At 72.8% G+C, this 16,722-nt stretch carries 22 protein-coding genes; 10 read left to right on the top strand and 12 right to left on the bottom strand.

Annotated features, from left to right (window positions below):
• Window positions 1–44 precede the first annotated feature (44 nt).
• The 3 genes from ACFVUH_RS27475 to ACFVUH_RS27485 all read right to left on the bottom strand — a co-directional run bounded on the left by ACFVUH_RS27475 (window position 45) and on the right by ACFVUH_RS27485 (window position 1,977).
• Complete coding sequence (locus ACFVUH_RS27475; protein WP_387915920.1) at window positions 45–488, bottom strand: hypothetical protein; 444 nt, start codon at window positions 486–488, stop codon at window positions 45–47.
• Between the two features lie 312 nt (window positions 489–800).
• Window positions 801–1,007 (bottom strand): DUF397 domain-containing protein, encoded by a 207-nt coding sequence (locus tag ACFVUH_RS27480; RefSeq protein ID WP_387915921.1) that lies wholly within the window; start codon window positions 1,005–1,007, stop codon window positions 801–803.
• Window positions 997–1,977, bottom strand: a complete 981-nt coding sequence (locus ACFVUH_RS27485) for a helix-turn-helix domain-containing protein (RefSeq protein ID WP_387915923.1) — start codon at window positions 1,975–1,977, stop codon at window positions 997–999. The genes ACFVUH_RS27480 and ACFVUH_RS27485 overlap by 11 nt, the downstream gene beginning before the upstream one ends.
• Here ACFVUH_RS27485 and ACFVUH_RS27490 point away from each other — a divergent pair.
• Window positions 1,970–2,206, top strand: coding sequence for a hypothetical protein (locus ACFVUH_RS27490; protein WP_387915924.1), 237 nt, complete (start codon window positions 1,970–1,972; stop codon window positions 2,204–2,206). The two genes, ACFVUH_RS27485 and ACFVUH_RS27490, sit on opposite strands and share 8 nt — an antisense overlap.
• A 184-nt stretch (window positions 2,207–2,390) precedes the next feature.
• Window positions 2,391–2,879, top strand: coding sequence for an NUDIX domain-containing protein (locus ACFVUH_RS27495; protein WP_387915195.1), 489 nt, complete (start codon window positions 2,391–2,393; stop codon window positions 2,877–2,879).
• A 380-nt stretch (window positions 2,880–3,259) separates the two neighbouring features.
• Here the strand turns inward: ACFVUH_RS27495 and ACFVUH_RS27500 are convergent, their stop codons facing one another.
• The 5 genes from ACFVUH_RS27500 to sigJ all read right to left on the bottom strand — a co-directional run bounded on the left by ACFVUH_RS27500 (window position 3,260) and on the right by sigJ (window position 7,267).
• Complete coding sequence (locus ACFVUH_RS27500) at window positions 3,260–3,892, bottom strand: TetR family transcriptional regulator (protein WP_387915925.1); 633 nt, start codon at window positions 3,890–3,892, stop codon at window positions 3,260–3,262.
• A 39-nt stretch (window positions 3,893–3,931) separates the two neighbouring features.
• Window positions 3,932–4,324: a hypothetical protein gene (locus ACFVUH_RS27505; RefSeq protein ID WP_387915926.1), complete on the bottom strand. Its 393-nt coding sequence runs from the start codon at window positions 4,322–4,324 to the stop codon at window positions 3,932–3,934.
• A gap of 275 nt (window positions 4,325–4,599) precedes the next feature.
• The gene (locus ACFVUH_RS27510) at window positions 4,600–4,809 is read right to left on the bottom strand and encodes a hypothetical protein (protein WP_387915927.1); all 210 of its coding nucleotides are present in this window, start codon (window positions 4,807–4,809) and stop codon (window positions 4,600–4,602) included.
• Between the two features lie 254 nt (window positions 4,810–5,063).
• A complete protein-coding gene (locus tag ACFVUH_RS27515) occupies window positions 5,064–6,059 on the bottom strand; it encodes a serine hydrolase domain-containing protein (RefSeq protein ID WP_387915928.1) in 996 nt (331 codons plus the stop codon).
• Between the two features lie 230 nt (window positions 6,060–6,289).
• The gene (sigJ, locus tag ACFVUH_RS27520) at window positions 6,290–7,267 is read right to left on the bottom strand and encodes an RNA polymerase sigma factor SigJ (RefSeq protein WP_387915929.1); all 978 of its coding nucleotides are present in this window, start codon (window positions 7,265–7,267) and stop codon (window positions 6,290–6,292) included.
• 109 nt (window positions 7,268–7,376) lie between these two features.
• Here sigJ and ACFVUH_RS27525 point away from each other — a divergent pair, with 109 nt between their 5' ends.
• A complete protein-coding gene (locus ACFVUH_RS27525) occupies window positions 7,377–7,772 on the top strand; it encodes a hypothetical protein (RefSeq protein WP_387915930.1) in 396 nt (131 codons plus the stop codon).
• A 56-nt stretch (window positions 7,773–7,828) separates the two neighbouring features.
• Here ACFVUH_RS27525 and ACFVUH_RS27530 read toward each other — a convergent pair whose 3' ends face one another.
• Window positions 7,829–8,665, bottom strand: a complete 837-nt coding sequence (locus tag ACFVUH_RS27530) for an SDR family oxidoreductase (RefSeq protein ID WP_355373668.1) — start codon at window positions 8,663–8,665, stop codon at window positions 7,829–7,831.
• 130 nt (window positions 8,666–8,795) lie between these two features.
• Here ACFVUH_RS27530 and ACFVUH_RS27535 point away from each other — a divergent pair, with 130 nt between their 5' ends.
• A complete protein-coding gene (locus ACFVUH_RS27535; RefSeq protein WP_387915932.1) occupies window positions 8,796–9,467 on the top strand; it encodes a TetR/AcrR family transcriptional regulator in 672 nt (223 codons plus the stop codon).
• Here ACFVUH_RS27535 and ACFVUH_RS27540 read toward each other — a convergent pair.
• From ACFVUH_RS27540 to ACFVUH_RS27550, 3 genes are all read right to left on the bottom strand, one after another.
• Complete coding sequence (locus tag ACFVUH_RS27540) at window positions 9,464–10,303, bottom strand: arylamine N-acetyltransferase (RefSeq protein ID WP_387915934.1); 840 nt, start codon at window positions 10,301–10,303, stop codon at window positions 9,464–9,466. The genes ACFVUH_RS27535 and ACFVUH_RS27540 overlap by 4 nt on opposite strands.
• A gap of 71 nt (window positions 10,304–10,374) precedes the next feature.
• The gene (locus tag ACFVUH_RS27545) at window positions 10,375–10,539 is read right to left on the bottom strand and encodes a hypothetical protein (RefSeq protein ID WP_387915936.1); all 165 of its coding nucleotides are present in this window, start codon (window positions 10,537–10,539) and stop codon (window positions 10,375–10,377) included.
• Between the two features lie 66 nt (window positions 10,540–10,605).
• Complete coding sequence (locus ACFVUH_RS27550; protein ID WP_355373656.1) at window positions 10,606–11,256, bottom strand: TetR/AcrR family transcriptional regulator; 651 nt, start codon at window positions 11,254–11,256, stop codon at window positions 10,606–10,608.
• Window positions 11,257–11,349: 93 nt separating this feature from the next.
• On the opposite strand from ACFVUH_RS27550, the gene ACFVUH_RS27555 reads away from it, so the two are divergent.
• From ACFVUH_RS27555 to ACFVUH_RS27580, 6 genes are all read left to right on the top strand, one after another.
• Window positions 11,350–11,871, top strand: coding sequence for a DUF1453 domain-containing protein (locus tag ACFVUH_RS27555; RefSeq protein WP_387915938.1), 522 nt, complete (start codon window positions 11,350–11,352; stop codon window positions 11,869–11,871).
• 170 nt (window positions 11,872–12,041) lie between these two features.
• Window positions 12,042–12,602: a hypothetical protein gene (locus ACFVUH_RS27560; protein ID WP_387915939.1), complete on the top strand. Its 561-nt coding sequence runs from the start codon at window positions 12,042–12,044 to the stop codon at window positions 12,600–12,602.
• An 88-nt stretch (window positions 12,603–12,690) separates the two neighbouring features.
• Window positions 12,691–13,365, top strand: coding sequence for a class F sortase (locus ACFVUH_RS27565; protein WP_387915941.1), 675 nt, complete (start codon window positions 12,691–12,693; stop codon window positions 13,363–13,365).
• A 117-nt stretch (window positions 13,366–13,482) separates the two neighbouring features.
• Entirely contained in the window at window positions 13,483–14,427 is a 945-nt protein-coding gene (locus ACFVUH_RS27570) for a hypothetical protein (protein WP_387915943.1), read from the top strand.
• Window positions 14,424–15,203: a two-component system response regulator CseB gene (cseB, locus tag ACFVUH_RS27575; protein ID WP_387915945.1), complete on the top strand. Its 780-nt coding sequence runs from the start codon at window positions 14,424–14,426 to the stop codon at window positions 15,201–15,203. Before ACFVUH_RS27570 ends, cseB begins: the two co-directional genes overlap by 4 nt.
• Complete coding sequence (locus ACFVUH_RS27580; protein ID WP_387915947.1) at window positions 15,200–16,444, top strand: sensor histidine kinase; 1,245 nt, start codon at window positions 15,200–15,202, stop codon at window positions 16,442–16,444. The genes cseB and ACFVUH_RS27580 overlap by 4 nt, the downstream gene beginning before the upstream one ends.
• Window positions 16,445–16,722: the final 278 nt, after the last annotated feature.

The raw sequence follows: 16,722 nt of genomic DNA on the forward strand, positions 1-16,722 counted from the left end.
TGCTCGGTGGCTGAACATGTGCAGATCCGGCCAATGGCTTCGGGTCAGGTCCGCTTGCGGCTCGCGATCTCGTCGGAGAGCTGCCGCACGTGGGCGGGGTCCGCGTCCCGGGCAAGGGCGACGTAGTGGTCCATGACGGCCGGCCGGTAGCGCACGGGCAACGTCTGTCCTGGGGCGAGTCGGGTGAGCTCGGTGATCGTGAGGTCTTCGTCTGCGATACCGCGGAACGAGACGCCGCCGGCGGTCTCCACGTCGAACATCAGGACCACGCGTGGACTGCCGTCGCTGCTGACCTCCCGCCAGTCGACGAGAACGCCGAGCGCAAGCGCCCCCGTACGCAGTTCCGCATTGCGCTTCCGTGCATCACTGCTCAGGAAGGGGTTCGGGGCGATGCCCGGGAAGTCGGGCCCGACGCCGAGCGATTCCCGACTCAGGTCGGGCCTGAGCTGCGCCATCAGATCGTTGAGCTTCTTCTGCGAGCCGAACATCCTGTCCCCTCCCTCACGGCGGTGCCGGAATCTCGGCCTGGCGCTTCGCCTTGCGATTGTACGTCGCGGCCGTTCCCGACCTCCGGCGCATCTCCACGGCAGTCGCGAGGAGTTCCGTGGCCCCCGACCGGAGAGCCCGGTCGGGGGCCGCGGAGGGCTGGCGATGGCGCTGCCGTTCAGCGGAACGGCAGCGCCTCAGTGCTGCCGCCTGCCAGGACTCCTCGCGGTTCTCAGGACCGGGTCGAGCCGCACGGGGTGCAGCCAACGAGGGCCCTGACCGGCGTGGCGGCCAGGGCCCTTGGGCGGTGGTGATCAGATGGTGCCGAACTCGCCGGCCTGGACGGCGGTGACGAAGGATCGCCAGGCGTCGGAGGGGAAGACGAGGGCAGGACCCTGGGGGTCCTTGGAGTCGCGGACGGGCATGACACCGGTGTAGCCGTCGGCAACCTCGATGCACCCGCCGCCACCGTTGCTGTGTGTGCTCTTGCGCCACTTGGCGCCCGACAGATCAACGAGCATGGTGTTCAAGTTCCTTCCGTACCTGATGAATCATGGCCAGGCTGTCCGCCCGGGAGAGTGCGTCCACCTGTAGCCGATCGTACTTTCTCGCCCAGCCCGAGACAGTTTCCGCATCCTGCTCCAGGTAGCCTCGCTGAAGCGTCTCGGTGTACCCGACCATCGTCCGGTTGGGCAGAGTGAGCAGGGTGACCGCATGGGAGAGGGGGCGTTCCTCACCCATGCGGTAGGGCGCGACCTGAAGGACGACGTTCGGCCGGGCGGACAGGTCCGCCAAGTGGGTCAGCTGCTGTGCCATGACATCGGTACCTCCGATCGGCCGTCGCAGTACACCTTCATCAAGTGCGGCATGGATCGTCAGAGTCCGGTCCAGCAGCTTCTGTCGTACAGCGAGAACACGGAGTCGCTCGTCCGCCTGGGCGCGAGTGGCCTCCCCTCGGTGCACGATGGCGGCTTCGTAGGCAGCCGAGTAGTCATGATGCTGCAGGACGCCCGGCACCATGCCCGTCTCGAAGAGCCGTATGCCGATCGCCTCTCGTTCCTTGGTGGCGTACTCGGGGAAACCCGGGATCAGTGCCCCGTTCTTCCAGCTCCACCACAGCAGTTCCAGCGCGCCACCGGCTTCCAGCACCTCGTCGGCCCGCTGTACGAACTTTAAGCTCGGAGCCTGCTTCGCCGTCTCCACGTTCGAGATGTAGACACTGGAATATCGAACCTGCGTGCCGAGTTCGACCTGAGTCATGCCGCGCGCCTCCCTCAACCTGCGAAGTTGAACGGCGAAAGCCGCAAGAGGAGATGACGTGGGGTCAAGTGCGATGCGCTTCAAGGTCGCTCCACTTAAAGCAATGCGAACTAGAGAGTTGAAGACCTTTCGATCGTAGCCTCTCCAGCCCCACCATGGATACGGGTCGTAGTGATCCCTATGCACAGCGCAACCAGGAGCCCCCATGCCCAGTCGCCCCCGCATGCCCATTTACACCCCCACCGTCGGCGAGGTCGTCCAGGACCTCGGGCACCGGGACTTCTCCGGCAAGCCCATCGAGGCCGTGTACATGGACACCCTCGCCGGGCTCGTCTACCTCCGCCCCGAAGCCGGGGGCTGCGAGTGGACCACCAAGCCCGAACACGTCCAGGCCCTCGCCGAGCCCCGCTTCATCAGCGTCCAGCACCCCAGCCGGCCCCGCGTCGCCGACGTGGCGTGAAGCTGCTCGCCACCGTCCTCGGCGTCGCCACCCTCTCCACCCTCACCGCCGCGGCCGTCTGCTGGCCCATCCGCAACGGGCCGCTCGCACCGCAGTTGCTGATATTCGGGCTGATCCTCACCGCCGGCATCTGCGCCGGACTGCCCGCCTGCTTCACCTGGCTCTCGCCCAACAGGAGCACCCCATGCTGCACCACCTCCCCGCCATCCTCACCAACCCGCCCCGCCGACGCCTCGGCCACCAGGCCCTCATCCTCAACCGCGACGGCGCCGTCCTCCTGATCGGAACCGCCTACAAGTCCGGCCTCATGCTCCCCGGCGGCAGCGCCGAGGCCAACGAACTCCCCCACCTCGCCGCCCGCCGCCACACCGAAACCGAAACCGGCCTCGTCCTCCCCCTGCGCCACATCCTCGCCACCGACTACGTCGACGCCCAACTCCTCCCCGAGGGCATCAACTTCGTCTACTGGGGCGGACGCCTCACCGGTGCCCAGGAAACGATCGTCGCCCGCCACCGGCCCCCCGCCACCATCACCGCCGTCCACTGGCTCCACCCCCACCAACTCCCCGACGCCATGGCCCCCGACCAGCACCGCCGCACCACCCAAGCCCTCACCGCCCTCACCAACGGCACCCACCTCCCCTTCCTCCTCCGCGGCACCCCCGCCGAATAGCCGACCCACCGAAACCCCGGGCCCCTCGCGCCCACCCGCGCGAGCGGCCCGGGGTCACCATCCGCGCGATGTCCGAGCAGTGGGTTCACCTGATCTGCGGGGCAGTTGCGAGTACGGGCGGCGGCCTGTACTGCGCGGTGCAGGCCGCCACTGGTCCGCGGGCAAGGGACGCCGGCGGTCCTCGTCGGTCGCCGAGCGGTTGCTGGAGTCGGGCACGGCGCGGAGGGTGGAGCCCGTAGGCTGGTCCACCCTCCCCATGACCGATCCAACGCCCCGATCACCACACGGGACACGCTGTTAGGACACCGCCCTGATCAGCGGGTTTCGGAGTTGTCTCAGCCCGTGTCCAGGCGCCCGTGTCTCAGTTCCGTGGCATCTCGTCAGTGGCGCCTGATGGCGGCGACGATGAGGTCGGCGAGGGCGTCCGCGTAGTGGTGGGCATCGGCCTCGGGATGCTCATGGAGGTAGGTGACCATCGTGTCGATGGCGCCCTGGTAGGTGATCGACATGACCCGGGTGTCGAAGTCGCGGAGGCTGCCCTCCTCCTGGCCGCGACGGAACAGGGCTTCCTGGCCTTGGTAGGTCTCTTCGTAGTCGGTGAGGCCGAGACGTAGGGTCCCGTCGGCCTCGCGCAGGTTGGCGCTGATCTGTCGCATCGCGGTCAGCTCGGCTTGGTGCGTCGCGCTCAGGCGGGCCACACGGCGAATCGCCGCGCGGATGACCTCGGGAACCGGGTCGGTCAGGACGAGAGAGTCGGCAATGGTCTGCCTGAGGGTCGCCAGAGTCGTCCTGGCGACTGTTTCCATGAGGCGATCCTTGTCTGTGAAGTAGTGCGAGAGCAGGCCTTTGGACACATCCGCCTGCTCGGCGATCCGGGCCAGGGAGGCACCCTCGTAGCCGAGTTTGGCAACCACCGCGACAGTGGCCTTGATGATCTGTGTCCGACGTACCTCCTCGCTGAGGCGCTGACGATTGCTCGGACGTGGGCGAGGCTCTTGGCGGGGCGTGTTCACACCATCATTCCTAGCGGGCGGGTTTGTGAGAGACACCGGTCAGCGGCTTGCCGAACGACGGACCAGGATGAGCAGTACCGACATCCACAGGGCTATCGCCACCATCTCGACCCGCATCCACCCCGGGAAGACACCCGGCAGGGCGGCTTCCACCAGGTTCACGACGAGCATCGCCGTGGTAACGATGCCGAGTGCCCGGACTGCCCTCGTGCTGCCCGACCGGGCGGACCGGAGTCGCATCAGAAGGAGGATTGCGAAGAACGTGACGAGCAGGGCGTGCCCCCACGCTTCATCGGTCGCCTGTTCCGGGGCCGTGGACGCCATGACCGCCAGTGCCACGACCGTTCCGACCATGGCGGCGGCGTAGACCCCGACCAGCACGCTGACGGCACCGAGCTGATGAGGTGCGTGAGTCCCATCACTATTGACCATGCGGCCAATATTATTGACCGAACGGTCAATGTCAATCTGGACTGGTTGTGATGTGCGATCGGCGAGCGGGTCGTGAACAAGCGCAACAGTCGGATCACCATCTCCTGGCCCACGGCGTGATCGCGGGCGAGGTGTCCTGCACCATCCGATCCGCGCGAGGGGCCGGGGTTGCCATCCGGGCGATCGCTGAGCCGTGGTTCGGGTAGTTGTGCGCGGGGGCGGCGGCCTGCACCACGGGGTGCAGGCCGCCGCCTTTCGCTTCTGACTCCGCGGGGTCAGTTGGTCTGGTAGCGCGCGACGGTGAAGTCGAAGCCCGGGGTCAGGTCGGGCTTGGTCACGGTGGCGGTGCTGGCGGTGACCAGGCGGTTGCTGGAGTCGAGGGCGGTGCCGCGAGCGGAGGCGCCGCCGGTGCCGAACGAGGTGGTGACGATGCCCGACGCCCCCCAGGAGGTGTCGAGGAGGCCGTTGGAGGTGTACCGGACCACAGCGCCCCGGGGGTGGCGCTGACGCCTCCGAGGCCCCGCGCGACCAGCGGATTCGCCGCCGTCGGACCGCGCCGCCCGGAGTTCCCCGCACCGGCGCGTTGCTCCTGCCCGCGCGCCCCTAGGTGTACGCCCCTATGCCGTTGCGCGCGCCGGGAGCAGGAAGTCGCCCCCGTCGAACTCCAGTGCCGGGACAGGGTGCGGCCCCTCGCGCGGATGGGCGCGAGGGGCCGGGAGGTTGTTCGGGCCGGTGCCGCTCAGCGGCAGAACTCGGCCTCGCCAAGGCTGCGTTCGTTCTCGACCCAGTCGGCGTTGGTGTTGAACACCGCCGCATGGCGCCCGTCGCGCGTCGTGAGCGCGACGGTCGAGGAGCCGTGGATGCCGCCCGTGTGGCCCCAGACGGTCACCCCGCAGGAGAGCTTGACGCTGCCGATGCCCAGTCCGGGACCGCCGGCGGCCGGGACCATCTCGTCCAGCTCGGCCTGCGGCAGCAACTGTCCGCGCATCAGGGCGGAGTAGAAGCGCGTCAGGTCGGCGGTCGTGGAGATCATCTCCCCGGCCGATCCGCCCCACGACGGGTTGAGCTCGGTGGCCTCCAGCGGCGTCGGCGAGCCGCCGAACAGCTTGGAGTAGCCGAGCGCGTGCGGCTTCGGAAGCCCGACGGCGGTGCCGGGCAGGGTCGTCGCGGAGAGGCCCAGCGGCCGGATGATCCGCTTCTCGATCTCCTCGGCGTACGGGCGGCCGGTCACTTTGCCGATGATCATCCCGGCCAGGACGAAGTTGGTGTTGGAGTACGAGCGGGACGTTCCCGGTGCGAACAGCGGGGGGTGGGAGACCGCCGTGCGGACCAGGTCCTCGGGCCGGTAGGTGTCGAAGCGGTGGACCAGGAAGTCCGGACCGGCCAGCCGCTGGATCATCGTCGGATCCTCGTCGTAGGAGAACAGCCCGCTGGTGTGCGCCAGGAGCTGCCGGACCGTGATCCTCGACCCGTCGTTCCCGTTGCCCCGCACCACGCCCGGCAGCCACTTCTCCACCGTGTCGTCCAGGGAGAGCCGCCCTTCGGCCCGGAGTTGGAGCACCACGGTGGCGGTGAACGTCTTCGTCACGCTGCCGATCCTGAACCGCTCCCGGGGCGACCGGGGCTGCCCGGTCGCGGTGTCGGCCACTCCGACGGCCGCCGACCAGCTGCGGTCGCCCTCCCGGACACCGGCTATCGTGCCGGGCAGGCCCTCGGTCCGTATGAGCTCCGCCATCGCCGCCCGCGTCGCGGCGTGTGGGCCGTCACCGTGTCCTCCGTCGGCGCCGGCCGCACTGGCCGCCGTCACCGTTCCCGCTGTCATCGCGGCGGCCACCGCCACCGCGCCGAAGCCGCGCCGAAGCGCCCCCTGCCGAGCCATACCGACCTCCATAGGTCCGAATCGCCCGTCCCCCGTGATGGGATCAACGCCCGTTCGCCCCACGGTGGTTCCCGACTGGCGTCGCATCACGCCACGTCGCCGGCCGCCGTCCAGCGGGTCAGCTTCGCCGGGTTGCGGACCGCCCAGATGCGGGTGATCCGGCCGTCGACGACATCGAGGGCGGCCACCGTCGCGGTGACGCCGTCGCGCTGGGCGACCAGGCCGGGCAGGCCGTTGACGGTGCGCTCCAGGAGGGTCAGCCCCGGCACCATCCCGGCCATCAGGACCAGGTACTGCGCGATGCGCGGGCCGCCCTCGACCGGCCGGACCACGGCGCTGACCAGGCCGCCGCCGTCGGCGACCAGGGTGGCGGCGGGGTCCAGGAGGCCGACCAGCGCCTCGATGTCCTGGGACTCCCAGGCCTTGCGGAACTTCCGCACCACCTCCGCCTGCCGGTCCTGCCCGGAGGCCGGAGCCTGTGCGGCAGTCGGGGCCTGCCCGGCGGACGGGGCCTGCCCGGGAGACGGGGCCCGTGCGGCGCGGACCCGTCGGCGGGCCGAGGAGGCCAGCTGGCGGCAGGCCGCGGCCGTCCGGTCGAGGATCACGGCGATCTCGGGGAACGGGTACCGGAAGACGTCGTGCAGGACGAACACCACGCGCTCGGCCGGCGTCATCGACTCCAGGACGACGAGGAAGGCCATGCCCACCGACTCGTCCAGGGTGATCCGGTCGGCCGGGTCGGCGGACGCGCCCCCGGCGGCGCCGGGCCACTCGGCGCGGTCGGGCAGCGGCTCGGGCAGCCACTCGCCGACGTACCGCTCGCGCCGGACCCGCGCCGAGCCGAGCACGTCCAGGCAGATCCGGCTGACCACGGTCGTCAGCCAGGCGCCGGGCACCTCGACCGCCTGCCGCCGCTCCGGCGCCATCGCGTACCAGCGGGCGTAGGCCTCCTGCACGGCGTCCTCGGCCTCGGCCGGTGAGCCGAGCAGCCGGTAGGCGAGGTTGATCAGGTGGCGCCGTTCACCGAGGACCGTGTCCGTGGGCCGTCCGTCCCCGGTGTCCATGCCGGTCCCCCTGCTCGTGCCCGCCCGCCTCACACTTCGCGGGCCCGTTTCGTCGAATCACCGGGACACTATCGATCCACCGCCGCGAGGCAGGAAGAGGGACCGCACCATGGCCATCCCGAGCAACGCCGTCGAGCGCCGCAGCTTCACCTTCCCGCAGGTCGCGCTCGCCCTGCAGACCCTGGCGATCCTCTTCCAGGCGACCACCGCCGGGCTGCTGCTCTCCACCTCCTACGGCGAGACGCTGCACAGCGTCGGGGCGCGGGTGATGTACGGCGCCTCGATGCTCTACCTGCTGGCCGCGGTCCTGGCGTGGCGGCCCGGCGGCGGTCCGGCCCGGCCGGTCCTGTACGCCACCGGGTTCCTCGTGCTCGCCTCGGCCCAGGTGGTGCTCGGCGTCGCCCACGAGCCTGGGCCGCACGTGCCGCTGGGCGTGCTGATGTTCGGCCTGAGCCTGCTCGACCTGGGCCGGAGCCTGTCCGCCGGCACGCGCCACGGCCGGTGACGGTGACCGGTGGCCGGGCCGGGAGCGCTCCCGGCCCGGCCACCGGTCGGGGCTTCTCAGAAGGTCAGCGCGGTGGGCTGGGCGTCGGGGCGCATCGCGGCGTCGGTGCCGCCGTCCACGAACAGGGTGGCCCCGGTGGTGAAGCGGGCCTCGGGCCGCAGGAACTGGTGCACCCAGAAGGCGATGTCCTCGGGCCGGCCGAAGAGGCCCAGCGGCATGGGGGTGGGGAAGTCGTCGGCGTCCGGCTCCTCGCCCGCGCCGGTGGACCCGAGCATCAGCGGGGTGATCACCGCGCCGGGCGCGATGACGTTGAGCAGCACGCCCTCGCGGGCCCACGCCGGGGTGACGGCCGTCCGGCGCGCCCAGCGGGCCAGGGCGAACTTGGAGGTCGCGTACGCGGAGATGCTCGGCGCACCCCGGGTCGCCCGCGCCGCCTCGGCGGGGAGCGCCGCCAGGGCCGCGCGGGCGTGCTCGCGGGCCGCGTCCTCGTCGCCCGAGAGCAGCAGATCGACGAGCTTCTCGTCGATCATCGGGACGGTGGTCGAGGAGTTGGAGCCGATCACCACGGCGCGCCCCGCCGAGGAGCGGGCGAGCGCCGGGCGCAGCCCCTCCAGCAGGTCGACCGGGCCGAAGTAGTTGATGGAGGCCACGGCGGCGGGGTCCTTCATCGCGGGGCCGACGCCGGCCACCGCCGCCACGCCGTCGAGCACTCCGCCGGAGGCCTCCAGGATCCCCTGGACGGCGGCGCGGCGGCCCTCGACGGTGCCGAGGTCGGCGGTGATGTCGGCGTCGCGGAGGTCGACGCCGATGACGGTGTGGCCGGCCTCCCGGAGGACGGCGGCGCTGGCGGCGCCCATTCCCGAAGCGGAGCCGGTGACGGCGTGGATACCCATGGTGCGAGCCTCTCGATCACTGTGCGCGTGGGGGCGCACGGGACTGGCGGTGCGCCCTTCCGGGCTCCTGCCAATCAGGATTCAATCACTGATTGGATAGTAACTCGGGTTCCTGTGGTGCAATGGCGGCATGCCGGATGGAACAGCTCAGGATCAGAACCCGACCCCGGACGCCGCCCCGGCCCCGGACGCCGCCTCGACCCGGGGCCGGCTGCTCGCGGCTGCCGAGCGGCTCTTCCTCCGGCGCGGTGTGGGCCAGGTCTCGGTCCGCGCGATCAACGCGGAGGCCGGCCTCAACCCGGGCGCGGTGCACTACCACTTCGGCTCCCGCGAGGGCCTGGTCGCGGCGCTGCTCGGACGCGAGCTGATGCCGCTCTGGCAGGGGCGGCTGGAGACGGCCACCCTGAACCCCGGGGCGACGGGGCCCGCGCAGGTGCGGACCCTCGTGGCGGCCGTCGCCGCACCGTTCGACGAACTGGTGCAGACCGAGCGCGGCCGGATGCTGTGCCGCCTGCTGGCCCAGACCATGCTCACCGCCGACCGGCCGCTCAGCGGCTCGCCCTGGGCGGGCACCGCCCCGTTCGAGGTCGTCCTCGGCCGGGCCCTGCCCGACCTGACCGTCCGCGAGATCACCGACCGCTGGCGGCTCGCGTTCACCACCCTCCTGGAGGCCTACGGGCGCCCGCTCGCCGCCGAGGTGGACTCCACCGCCGAGCCGTCGTTCCCCGAACTCTCCACCGTGGTCGCGTTCCTGACCGCCGGTCTGACCGCGCCCGGGGCGGAGGGGAGAGCGGCGGGCTAGTGGCCGAGGTGGAGGCCGGGGGGAGGGGTGATGCCGAACTCGGACTCCAGGGCCGCCCGGACCCCCTCCGCGCCGTCGAGCTCCTCCACCGTCACGGTGCCGTCGTTCGCGGTGCGGGTGAGCCTGGTGCCGTCCAGCGACAGGTGTCCGGCGGGAAGCGTCCGCTGTGCGAAGAGGCGGCGGAACGGCGAGCGCGGGTGGGTGGCGACGTACCAGTTGGCGATGTTGATGTCGGGCGCCGGCGCCGGGTCGAGGGTGAACGACACCAGCTCCCGCCACTCGTCGCCGTGCCGGGCCTCCAGCACCCAGACCGGCACGGGGGCGTCCGCCTCCTCCAGCACCAGCCGGTGCCGACGGCCCCGGCCCTCCCGGACCAGGCCGGGGATCATCGGCAGCGGCTCCAGCAGCCCGTCCGCCGACCCGAAGCCGACGTCCGCGAGGTAGTCCGCCCCGGGCACCCCGCCCGTGCCGTCCGTGCCGTCCGCCCCGGGCACCCGGACGACCAGCACCAGGTGGGTGCGCGGCCGTATCTCCCCGGGCCGCGCGTTCACCCGCACTCGGCCGGTGTGCCGGGCGACGCCGTAGCCCAGCTGCTCCAGCACGGCGGCGAACAGCGTGTTCTGTTCGAAGCAGTAGCCGCCGCGCGAGCCCGTGACGATCTTGGCCTCCAGGTCGGCGACGTCCAGCGACGGCACGGTGCCCATCACCACGTCGATGTTCTCGAACGGGACGGCCAGCACGTGCGCGTACTGCAGCGCCCGCAGCGTGGCCAGGGTGGGCGCCCGCCCGCCGTCCCACCCGACCCGCGCGAAGTACTTGTCGAGGTCGACGCTCATACCACCACCGTACGGACCCGGCAGCGCCCCGGCCTCGGGCTGCGGTTCGGTTCCGCCGTGGACCCTGCGACCTAGGGCGTGTCCGCAGCCGTCCCCAGTTCGGACCGGCTGACACCTGCGAGGGCCGCAGCCTCGGTGATCAGGGCGTCGTCCTCCTTCGACAGGCGCATCTCGAATCTCTGATCTTTGACTCGGCGCCCCGCGGTCTCGTGTGAATGACTGAAGGCGGCGTCCATGGCCCCAACCGTACTACGGGTGTCCGTACAGAGCGACGGCAAATCCGGCTCTGTGGAGCGAGCCCTTCATCGCGCGTCGTCACCTCGCCGTTCGGCCAGGTCGTGGAGGTGGCGGCGGAGGATCAGCAGGGCGGTGCCGGCGTCGACGCCGTCCGGGTGGAGGACCATGCCGAGGGCGAGGCCGTCCAGGAGGGCCGCCAGTCGTTCGGTTTCCAGGGGGAGGTCGAGGTCGGCGGGGACTCCGCCGGAGCGGCGGGCCTCGTCCAGGACGCGGGCGACGAGGCGGCGGGTCGACTCGTGCAACAGGGCCGCGCCGGGCCGCAGTTCGGGGCGGGTGCGGGCGGCGGTGGTGAAGGCCAGCCAGAGCACCGCCTCCTCGTGGCGGGGCCCGTCCAGCGGGAGCAGCTCGGCCAGCAGGGCCTCGACGGCGGCGCGCCGGTCGAGCGGCGCGGTCGGGTCGGCCGCGGCGGTCGGGTCGAGCAGCCGCTCGGCGTGGCCGCGCACGCGGTCGCCGATGCGCCGGCACAGCTCCTCCATGGCGAAGATCACCACCTCGGCCTGGCCGTCGAAGTAGTGGCGCACCGAGCCGATCGCCAGGCCCGCCTCGTCGGCGATGGTGCGCAGCGAGGCGTGTTCGAGTCCGTCCCTGGCCACGATGCGCAGGACGGCCCGCGCCACGTCCTGGCGGCGGGTCTCGGGGATGACGATCTTGGGCATGTTGTTGTTATAGCACGGTCGAGCTAAATTGAGCCGCCGTAGATTCGGAGACCGGGCGGCAGGCTGCCCGGAAGCACAAGGGGGGTGCGGGCCGTGAACACCTGGCTGCTCGTGACGATCATCGCCGTGGCCGCCGTGGCCGTCGTCGTCAAGCGGTTGATCGGCGAACCGGTCAACGTCCGCGATCTGTTCGGCCCGCCGGTGGTGCTCACCGCCCTCGGCGTCTGGTCGCTGCTGGAGGCCGAGGACCTGAACGGCGCCGACGTCGGCTGGGTGGTCGGCGGCTGCCTGATCGGCCTGGGCCTCGGCGCGCTGCGCGGCAGGACGGTCGCGCTGTCCACCCGGAACGGCGTCCTCCACCAGCGCTACACCGGGAGGACCTTCCTCGTGATCGTCGTCGCCTTCCTGGCCTCGGCGCTCTACGGACTGCTCGCCCGCGAGCTCGGCATGCACGGGGACGCCCGCCCGCTCAACCTCTCCATCGGCGTCGGCTTCCTCGGTGAGGCGCTCGTCATCGGCTACCGCGGGCTGCGCGCCGGGACGCCGTTCGCCCCGGAGAAGCCGGGCCTCCTGGACCGGTACGGCGAGCGGATCGACCGGCTCACCCGCCGCTGAGCGTGCCATCCCGACGTCGTCCCGACGTCGTCCCGACGTCGTTACGCAGCCGATGAGCCGCTGTGACACGACCGGCCGGGGACCGCGACACGGGCTTTCTACCGTCGCTCTCGACGCACCGGCCACACCCGGCCGGGACCCGCGTCACCGAGGATGAATGGAGAGTTCGCATGGCCACGCGTACGACCAGGAACCGCGCCGTTCTGCGGATGTCGGCCGTCTGCGCCCTGACCGGCGCCGCGCTGCTGACCGTCGTCACGGGCGGGCAGGCCTGGGCCGACGGCGGCGCCGGTGCCGCCACCCCGACCGCCACCCCGTCCGTCAAGGCCCCGGCCGCGGCGGGCAGCACCGGCGGCGGCGCCCAGCCGGCCCCGGCGCCGCCGACCGTTGCCCCGGCGCCGCCGACCGCTGCGCCGCCGACCGCCGTCCCGTCGCCGTTCGTCTCCGCGGTGCCGACGGTCTCCCCGGCGCCGAAGGACGCCACGCGCCCGGCCGTCCCGCTGCCGTCGCTCACCCGCGACGCCAACGGCGCGCCCGTGCCCGCCCCCGCCCCGGCCTCCGGCCAGCCGCAGGTCCGTGAGGTGCCCAAGGGCGCCGCCCAGGCCGGTGACGGGTCCACCGCCGGTGACTCCTCCGGCCTGAAGCTGGTCGGTGGCGGCGCGGTCGCCGCCATCGGCGCCGGGGCGCTCGGCTTCGCCGTGCTGCGCCGCCGCTCCGGTGCGCGCGGCTGACGACGGCCACCGGGGCGGGCGTCGCCGCGGGGCGCGAGCCCGGCACGGCGGGCCGCGGCCGGGCGGGCTGAACCGGAGCGTCTTCGGGGTGGCCGGGCTGCTCTGCCTGGCGCTCGGCGCGACCGTGGCGCTCTCGGACCACCGGGAGCCCCCGGTGGTCCGGGTGGAGACCTCGGCCCGGCAGGGCGCGGGGGACACGCCGTCGACGGGCACTGGGACCGCCGCCCCGGCCGCCGCCCCGGCCGCCACGGGGACGGGCACCGGAACCACCGCGCCGCGCCCGTTCGCGGCCTCGCCGCCGACCCGTCTGCTCGTCCCGGCGGCCGGGGTCGACGCCCCGGTGACCGGCCTCGGCCTGAACGCCGACGGCACCGTCGAGGTGCCGTCCGCCGAGCGGGCCGATGAGGCCGGCTGGTACCGCAACGGTCCGACCCCGGGCGAGACCGGGCCCGCCGTCCTGATCGGGCACTACGACACCGCGCACGGCCCGGCGGTCTTCCGGGGACTGCCGAAGCTGCGGGCGGGGGACCGGATCCAGGTGCGGCGCGAGGACGGCGGCACGGTGGACTTCCGGGTCCGTCAGCTGGTCCAGGCCGCCAAGGACGCGTTCCCCACCGACACGGTGTACGGGAACACGACGGCGCCCGAGCTGCGCCTGATCACCTGTGGAGGTCGGATCGGGTCCGACGGCCACTGGACGGACAACATCATCGTCCTGGCCGACCTGGTCGGTCCGGGCGACCCGGCCGCCTCCGCCGGCTGATCGGGCCCGGGCTACGCTGCCCGGACGGCACCCGCCGGGAAACCGGCGGGTGCCGTCCGGGTGATCTGCCGACCGGACACGAACCGACATCACCGCAGACCAGGAGGGCACCGGAGGATGAGCACCGCCGTCCGTCGTTCACCCGCCCTCCTCCTCGCCCTGCTCGCCGCCGCGCCGCTCGCCCTGACGGTCGGCTGCGGCGCCCCCGGCGAGCTGCGCGACCACGGCGCCGCCGACGCCGTCGCCCGCCCGCCCGCCCGGATCCCGCTCTGGCCGGGCCAGGCCACCGCCCCGCCGCCGGACCTCGCGGCGGGCCGCACCCCGGAGCCGGCCCCGCAGCCGGTCCCGGACGTGACCGTCCCCGGCCAGGACGTCACCGCGGTGGACGTCCGCACGCTGCTGACCAAGGACCCCGGAGTGAGCCAGGACGAGCGGCGGGCCCTGGACCCCTGCGCCGGCTGCGAGGTCCGCAACGCCGAGTACCGCGACCTGACCGGCGACGGACGGCCCGAGCTGCTGGTCGTCGTCGGTCTCGCCGACACGGACGTGCTGCACGTCTACACCGCGTCCGCCGACCGGCTGCTGCCCGTCCTGCGGGTGCAGCTGCTGAAACGGTTCGGCGCCGAGACGCTCGGCACCGAGCTCTGGCTCTACGAGCCCACCACCATCCGGTCCCGGACCATCCGTCGCTACGGCTGGGACGGCGCGCGGCTGGTCCTGACCGATCAGAAGGTCGAGGGCACCGGGCCGACCGCCGAGCCCGAGCCGACGCCGACCGCCGGCCCCGGGGAGCGGCCGAGCAGCCTCCGCCCGGGCGGAGGCGCCTCGCCCGCGCCCATGCCGAGCCTGCCCGTCGTCCGCCGGCCCGACGGCTCCGACCCGGGATCGGGCGCGGGTGTCCCGACGGCCACGCCCGTGCCCGTGCCCAAGGTGCCGCAGCCCGGCCAGCCCCGTCCGATCGTGCCCACGGTTGGGCCCACCCCGCAGCCGCCCGCCCCGCAGCCGCCCGCCCCGCAGCCGCCCGCCGCGCAGCCGCCCGCCCGCTCGGAGACCACGCCATGAACCCCACGGCGCCCAGCCACCCCCGCATCCTCATCGTCGAGGACGACGAGGTGATCCGGGAGGCCACCCGGATGGCCCTGGAACGCTACGGCTTCCCGGTCTCCACGGCCGCCGACGGGCTGGAGGGGCTGGAGATGTTCCACGCCGAGCGGCCCGACCTGGTGCTGCTCGACGTGATGCTGCCGCTACTCGACGGGGTCGGCCTCTGCCGGCGGATCCGCGAGGAGAGCCAGCTGCCGATCCTGATGATGTCGGCGCGCACCGATCCGGTCGACGTGGTGTCCGGCCTGGAGGCGGGCGCGGACGACTACGTCGTCAAGCCCTTCGAGAGCGCGGTGCTGGTCGCCCGGATCCGCACCGTGCTGCGCCGCATCCGCGTCGTCCCGGCCGCGCCCGCGCCTTCACCCGCGCCGGAACCGGCCGCGCCGGAACCGGCCGCGCCGGAACCCACCGCCCCCGAACCCACCGCCCCCGAACCCCGTACGCCCGTACGCAGCTTCGACGGCCTGGAGGTGGACACCGACTCCATGGAGGTCCGGGTGCACGGCCGGCTCGTCCCGCTCACCCCCACCGAACTGCGCCTGCTCCTGGAGTTCACCGCCGCGCCCGGCATCGTGCTGGAGCGCGCCGTCCTGCTGGAGCGGGTCTGGGACTACGAGTGGGGCGCCGACACCCGTGTGGTCGACGTCCACGTGCAGCGGCTGCGCGCCAAGATCGGCGGCGGACGGATCGAGACCGTCCGCGGCTTCGGCTACAAGCTCCGGCGCTCCGAATGACGCTGCGCCGCCAGATCGCCACCGCCGTCGCCGCCATCTCCGTCCTGGTCGCGGTGGCGGTCGGGCTGCTCGTCCACCAGGCGATGGTCCGTCAGCACGTCGACCAGGCGCGCGGATCCGCGCTCACCGCGCTGGACGCGGCGCTCGGCGCCTACGGCCGCGGCGAGGAGGTGATGGGCGGCGGCCGGCACGCCGCACTGGACGACCCGGTGCTGCCGACCAGGCTGCGCACCCTCGCGGCCGAGGGGCGGCGCGGGTCGCTGCTCGCGCAGGGGCCGGAGGGCGAGTCGATGTGGGCGGCGGGCGCCACCCGCGACGGCGTGCTCTCCGTCCGGCTCGACTTCACCCAGGACCGCCAGTCGATCGCCGACCTGGACCGGATCATCCTGATCACCGTCACCGCCTCCGTCTTCACCACCGTGCTGGTCGGAGTGCTGGTCGCGGACCGGATCAGCCGGCGGCTGCGGACGGCGGCGACGGCGGCCCGGGGCATCGCCGCCGGGCGCACCGACACCCGGATCGGCGAACTCGTCGACGGCCGGGACGAGGTCGCCGACCTCGCGGCGGCCGTCGACCTCATGTCCCGGGAGCTGCACCGGCGGCTGGAGGACGAGCAGCGGTTCACCGCCGACGTCGCCCACGAACTGCGCACCCCGCTGACCGGGTTGGTCACCGCCGCCGAACTGCTGCCCCCGGGGCGCCCCACCCAGCTGGTGCAGAACCGGGTGCAGGCGCTGCGCGGGCTGGTCGAGGACCTCCTGGAGGTCTCCCGGCTGGACGCCGACGCCGAACTGCCCGACCTCTCGGCGGTGCCGCTGGAACGCGCGGTGCGCCGCACGGTCGCGCTGACCGGCCTGGACGTGACGGTCGAGGTGGCGGCCGACGCGTCGGTGCGCACCGACCTGCGCCGGCTCGACCGCATCCTCGGCAACCTCCTCCTGAACGCCGACCGCCACGGCGGCGGCACCATCCACCTCTGCGTCGACGGCCACCGCATCACCGTCCGCGACCACGGCCCCGGCTTCCCCGACGAACTCCTGCGCGACGGCCCCCAGCGCTTCCGCACCAGCGTCCGCGAACGCGGCAAGGGCCACGGCCTCGGCCTCACCATCGCCCAGGGCCACACCCGCGTCATCGGCGCCACCCTCACCTTCACCAACCACCCCGACGGCGGCGCCCTCGCCACCCTCGTCCTCCCGCCTGCCGACGAGGACGCCGACGACCCGGCGTCCGCGCTCTGACCCTTCCCTCTGCACGGAGTTCGACGGCGAATCACCCGGTTCGGCACGGCCGTTCGGGACGGTTCGGGGTTCTTTCGAGGCCCGGGAAAAATTCTTTCCGTCGGTGTGCAACCGTTCCGGCCCGCATGATGTCTGACAGACCACAAGGTGCGAACACGCCTTGAGCGCAGGGGCCGAGGAGGGGTTCACGGTCCGGCGCACCATCACTCCCGGGCCGGTCGGAACGATGTCCGTCCGCCCGTGGGAAATTCATTCGATCGACCGTCTGCTGATGGCTC

The organism is Kitasatospora sp. NPDC058032, from assembly GCF_042885845.1.
Lineage (GTDB): Bacteria > Actinomycetota > Actinomycetes > Streptomycetales > Streptomycetaceae > Kitasatospora.

Coding starts and splice junctions, on each gene's coding strand:
- ACFVUH_RS27475 (WP_387915920.1), bottom strand. CDS start 488: ATGTTCGGCTCGCAGAAGAAGCTCAACGATCTGATGGCGCAGCTCAGG.
- ACFVUH_RS27495 (WP_387915195.1), top strand. CDS start 2,391: ATGCTGCACCACCTCCCCGCCATCCTCACCAACCCGCCCCGCCGACGC.
- ACFVUH_RS27505 (WP_387915926.1), bottom strand. CDS start 4,324: ATGGTCAATAGTGATGGGACTCACGCACCTCATCAGCTCGGTGCCGTC.
- ACFVUH_RS27535 (WP_387915932.1), top strand. CDS start 8,796: ATGCCGGATGGAACAGCTCAGGATCAGAACCCGACCCCGGACGCCGCC.
- cseB (WP_387915945.1), top strand. CDS start 14,424: ATGAACCCCACGGCGCCCAGCCACCCCCGCATCCTCATCGTCGAGGAC.
- ACFVUH_RS27515 (WP_387915928.1), bottom strand. CDS start 6,059: ATGGCGGAGCTCATACGGACCGAGGGCCTGCCCGGCACGATAGCCGGT.
- ACFVUH_RS27580 (WP_387915947.1), top strand. CDS start 15,200: ATGACGCTGCGCCGCCAGATCGCCACCGCCGTCGCCGCCATCTCCGTC.
- ACFVUH_RS27525 (WP_387915930.1), top strand. CDS start 7,377: ATGGCCATCCCGAGCAACGCCGTCGAGCGCCGCAGCTTCACCTTCCCG.
- ACFVUH_RS27560 (WP_387915939.1), top strand. CDS start 12,042: ATGGCCACGCGTACGACCAGGAACCGCGCCGTTCTGCGGATGTCGGCC.
- ACFVUH_RS27480 (WP_387915921.1), bottom strand. CDS start 1,007: ATGCTCGTTGATCTGTCGGGCGCCAAGTGGCGCAAGAGCACACACAGC.
- ACFVUH_RS27550 (WP_355373656.1), bottom strand. CDS start 11,256: ATGCCCAAGATCGTCATCCCCGAGACCCGCCGCCAGGACGTGGCGCGG.
- ACFVUH_RS27570 (WP_387915943.1), top strand. CDS start 13,483: ATGAGCACCGCCGTCCGTCGTTCACCCGCCCTCCTCCTCGCCCTGCTC.
- ACFVUH_RS27490 (WP_387915924.1), top strand. CDS start 1,970: ATGCCCATTTACACCCCCACCGTCGGCGAGGTCGTCCAGGACCTCGGG.
- sigJ (WP_387915929.1), bottom strand. CDS start 7,267: ATGGACACCGGGGACGGACGGCCCACGGACACGGTCCTCGGTGAACGG.
- ACFVUH_RS27540 (WP_387915934.1), bottom strand. CDS start 10,303: ATGAGCGTCGACCTCGACAAGTACTTCGCGCGGGTCGGGTGGGACGGC.
- ACFVUH_RS27530 (WP_355373668.1), bottom strand. CDS start 8,665: ATGGGTATCCACGCCGTCACCGGCTCCGCTTCGGGAATGGGCGCCGCC.
- ACFVUH_RS27485 (WP_387915923.1), bottom strand. CDS start 1,977: ATGGGCATGCGGGGGCGACTGGGCATGGGGGCTCCTGGTTGCGCTGTG.
- ACFVUH_RS27545 (WP_387915936.1), bottom strand. CDS start 10,539: ATGGACGCCGCCTTCAGTCATTCACACGAGACCGCGGGGCGCCGAGTC.